Below are 2,064 nucleotides of genomic sequence, written 5' to 3' on the forward strand. Positions count from 1 at the left end.
CGCCCAGGCCGGCGGTCTCCGACGGCGTGGCGAAGCCGCCGTACAGCGCCACCATGACGCCGGTCAGCAGGATGACGAACGGCAGCACCCGCGGCAGGGTGGACAGCTTCTCGCGGGCGGTGAAGTGCTCTTCCTTCAGCAGCGGCGAGTCGGCGCTGGCAGCGGCCTTCTCCTGGCGAAACCGGAACACCGCGTAGGCGGCGAACAGCGCCACCATCAGCACGCCGGGGCCGATGCCGGCGAGGAACAGCCGGCCCAGCGACTGCTCGGCCGCCACGGCGTAGAGGATCATGGTGATCGACGGCGGCAGCAGGATGCCCAGCGTGCCGCCCGCCGCGATGATGCCGGCCGCGAAGCCGCCGGAATAGCCGCGCCGCCGCATCTCGGGAATACCGGCGGAGCCGATGGCCGAGCAGGTGGCGGGGCTGGAGCCGGCCATGGCGGCGAACAGGCCGCAGGCGAAGACGTTGGCCACACCCAGCCCGCCCGGCACCTTGTGCAGCCACGCGTGCAGCGCGCCATAGAGGTCAGCGCCGGCGCGCGACTTGCCGATGGCGGCGCCCTTCAGGATGAACAGGGGAATGGTCAGCAGCGTGATGCTCGCCATCTCCTCGTAGACGTTCTGCGCGACCGTATCCAGCGACGCCGCCGGCATGAAGAAGTACATGAACACTGCGGCGACGAGGCCGAGGGCGAAGGCGATCGGAATGCCCGAGAACAGCACGCCGAAGGTGGCGGCGCCGTACAGCAGGCCGAGTTCGAGGGTGCCCATCACGCGGCCTCCCGGTCGGACAGCAGGACTTCGAGGATCTGCAGGGCGATCTGCACCGCCAGCAGGGTCATGCCGATCGACATGACGGAGTAGGGGATCCACAGCGGCGGCGCCCAGGCGGAGTGGGTGACCATGCCGTCCTCCCACGCCTCGTGGAACAGCGCCCAGGACTTCCAGGCGAAGAAGGTGCAGAAGCCGAAGGACGCCACGTCGGCCAGGAAGCGGCGCACGCGGTCCACCCCGGCCGGCAACAGCTCCGCCACCGCGTCGATGGCGACGTGGCCGCGCCGGGACTGCACGTAGGCCGCCGACATGAAGGTGGCGCCCACCAGCAGGAACACCGCCATCTCGTCCTGCCAATCGGCCGGCTGCTGGAAGACGTAGCGGACGACGGCCTCGTGCGTCAGCACGGCGCCGGCGACGACCACCGCCACCGAGGCCAGCACGGCGACGACGCGGTTCACCACGTCGAGCAGCGCGCCGACCAGACGCAGCGCCGGCGCCCGCTCGGTGGGAGCGGCGGACGCGTCGAGGATCAGGTTGCGTTCGGCGACCGACATCACAGGGCCTCCGCCAGCTTCAGGAGGCGCGCGCCATCCTTGGTGCGCTCGGCGAAGTCCTTCCAGGCGGTCTCGCGGGCGATGTCGCGCCAGCGGCCGACGGTCGCCTCCACCATCTCCTGCACCTGCACGCCGGCCTTGCCGTAGATCTGCGCGATGCGCTCGTCGTCGGCGCGCGCCTGCTCGTAGCCGAAGGCCTCCATCTCCTGGCCGACCTGGAGGAGGACCTGCTGCTGGTCGGGGGGCAGCGCGTCGAACACCGCCTTGGACATCATCAACGGCTCCAGCATGAACCAGTAGCTGCCGCGCCGGCCGACCGTGAGGTGCTTGGACAGCTCCTCCAGCTTGAAGGAAATCAGGCTGGTCGCCGAGGTGATGGCGGCGTCAACGGCACCGGTCTGCATGCCAGCGTACAGCTCGTTCGACGGGATGGTGCTGACCGCCGCGCCCGCCGCCTTCAGCATCATGTCCATCTCGCGCGAGCCGCCGCGCACCTTCAGGCCCTTGACGTCCGCCGGCTCGGCGATGGCGCCGCCGCGCGACGCGGTGCTGCCGGACTGCCAGATCCAGGTCAGCAGCTTGACGCCCTTGGCTTCGAGGATGCGGGTGAGTTCGTGGCCGATCTCGGCGTTGCGCCACTTCATGCCCTGCTCGTAGCTGGTGACCAGGCACGGCATGAGGCCGAGGTTGGTCTCCGGCACCTCGCCGCCGGCGTAGGGCATCGGGTAGAGC

Annotated in this window: 3 protein-coding genes; all 3 read right to left on the minus strand. The window is 70.2% G+C overall.

Annotation, left to right across the window (positions count from 1 at the left end):
• Positions 1-772 (minus strand): TRAP transporter large permease (locus tag ACRWK7_RS26075; protein ID WP_431859249.1); only part of this gene is annotated, 772 nt, incomplete at its 3' end.
• Complete coding sequence (locus ACRWK7_RS26080; RefSeq protein WP_431859251.1) at positions 772-1,332, minus strand: TRAP transporter small permease; 561 nt, start codon at positions 1,330-1,332, stop codon at positions 772-774. The genes ACRWK7_RS26080 and ACRWK7_RS26075, both read right to left, overlap by 1 nt.
• A partial coding sequence (gene dctP, locus ACRWK7_RS26085; RefSeq protein ID WP_431859253.1) for a TRAP transporter substrate-binding protein DctP occupies positions 1,332-2,064 on the minus strand: 733 nt, incomplete at its 5' end. The genes ACRWK7_RS26080 and dctP, both read right to left, overlap by 1 nt.

The organism is Azospirillum sp., from assembly GCF_050789165.1.

What these genes read in the sequence shown, in the direction of transcription:
- ACRWK7_RS26080 (WP_431859251.1), bottom strand. Translation starts at nt 1,332, where the DNA reads ATGTCGGTCGCCGAACGCAACCTGATCCTCGACGCGTCCGCCGCTCCC.